General features: G+C 35.9%; 2 protein-coding genes. Both read left to right on the forward strand.

The window, feature by feature from the left end; genetic code table 11:
• Positions 1-1,090: ATP-dependent nuclease (locus tag BZG72_RS15925; RefSeq protein ID WP_338013106.1), on the forward strand; the 1,090-nt coding region annotated here is incomplete at its 5' end.
• On the forward strand, positions 1,072-2,097 hold a 1,026-nt coding region (locus tag BZG72_RS15930), incomplete at its 3' end, for a UvrD-helicase domain-containing protein (RefSeq protein WP_131828046.1). The genes BZG72_RS15925 and BZG72_RS15930, both read left to right, overlap by 19 nt.

Below are 2,097 nucleotides of genomic sequence, written 5' to 3' on the forward strand. Positions count from 1 at the left end.
CCCGCAAATGCAATATGTATTTATAAAAAATATTAAAGAGCTATTAAGGCGAAACCGCTTAAGGGAAGATGGTGTGGTCATTCACCTCCAATCAGTTATTACTACGCATTCTTCACACATAGTATCAGAAAGCAGTTTTGAGGATATTAAATACCTCAAGAAATCCGCTCAAGATCATCAAGTACAGGCGAAAAACCTAAAAGATTTAGAGCATGCCTACGCTTCTAGTGAAGATCCAGAAAAAGACGAAGAGCTAAAAAAAGCGTATCGATTTCTAAAGCAATACTTAACCCTAAATAGAGCGGAGTTGTTTTTTGCTGATAAAGCTATATTCATCGAAGGTGATACAGAGCGGATTATCTTGCCATCAATGATGAAGAAAATTGACCAAGATGCTCCGAATCCGGACGAAAAACCGTTGTTGTCGCAGAATATTTCAATAGTAGAGGTTGGAGCTCATTCTCAAACATTTGAGAAATTCATTGATTTTGTAGGACTTAAATCACTAATTATTACTGACATTGATAGCTACTACGAAAAGATCGTATACGAAGATGATGGAGTAACACCGCAAAAGTATAAGAATGGCAAAGATAAAATAGAAGAAGTGCAATGTACTCCTTTAGATCCTAATGGTTCAAAGTCATCTAACTCATCTCTAAAATTTTTCTTTCAACAAGAAGAGTTAGAGTTCTACAAAGGCTTAGACTTTGAAAATAAGAGCTTAACCAAACCATCAGGAAGCGAAACCTGGCAACAAGATCCTAATGGATTTCTTAAGATTGTATATCAGGTAGCAGAGCATGGATATCATGGTAGAAGCTATGAGGACGCATTTTTCAGTATAAATAAAGATCTGCTTAATGCCGGACATAGCGCATTTCCATCGTTAACAAAAAAATATTTAGATTTGTATCTTTCAAACGATATTGATGTTTTCGAATTTTCCGAAAAAGCAGTTAATAGTAAGCCATCTCTTGCCATTGAAATATTACTTAATAGCGAGACGACAGAAGAAGGGGTTGAGTTTTCAAACTGGCACGTCCCCCTCTATATCAAGGAAGGATTGTTATGGCTTCAAAAAAACTAGACCTAGAAAACCTTTCTGAGGAATCAAGGCATGTCATTGACTTGATCAAGAGCAAAAAGCACTTCCTACTTAGTGGCGGTGCAGGTAGTGGTAAAACATATTCATTGGTGGAAGTATTAAAAGCTGTAGTTAGCGATAGCCCTTCACTAAATATCGGGTGTATTACATACACCAATGCTGCAGTTAATGAAATTGAAGATCGAATTTCACACGATAATTTATACGTCTCGACTATACATGATTTCTTATGGGGAAATATTAAATGTTTTCAATCGGAGATTAAGGAGACGTTGGTTGAACTTATAAATGACCCTGAGCAAACTAAAATCAAACATCCAGAGAATGAAGTTGTTTCTCAGTATTTTTTTGATGACTGCGACTCGATTCAATATAAAGAATACTTAAAACTAGCGAAAGGCATAATATCACACGATGAGGTCATAGTCTTGGCTTCTAAGATGTTTGAAAAGTACGAAAAGCTATGCTTGATAACAAAGGATAAATATCCGTTTATTTTTGTAGACGAATATCAGGATACTGATCCTTTAGTTATAGAGATATTGCTAGAGCATCTTGAAAAGTCAACCAAGGAAAATGTTGTTGGCTTTTTTGGTGACGCAATGCAATCGATTTATGATGGTAGTGTTGGTAATTTAGATAAGTATACAAAAACTGAAACGCCAAAAGTAATTGAGGTATTCAAGAAGCAAAACCGGCGTAATCCTTTAAAAATAATCAACTTGGCAAATCAGCTTAGAGTTGATGGACTTATTCAGGAGCCTTCGAGAGACAGAACTGCTCCGAATATGGATGAGGACGGCAACGTTAAGCAAGGTCTTGTTGAATTTTTATACTCATCTAACGATAGTCTGGACTCAGTCAGGCAACATCTTGGATGGGAATTCGATAATAATGAATTAGTTAAGGAGCTTAATCTTACTCACAGCCTTATTGCAGATAAGGCTAATTTTCCTGAATTGATGCGTATTTATGATAAAGATAAAATC

Origin of the sequence: Salinivibrio sp. PR6 (assembly GCF_001995955.1) — a bacterium.
GTDB classification, from domain to species: domain Bacteria; phylum Pseudomonadota; class Gammaproteobacteria; order Enterobacterales; family Vibrionaceae; genus Salinivibrio; species Salinivibrio siamensis.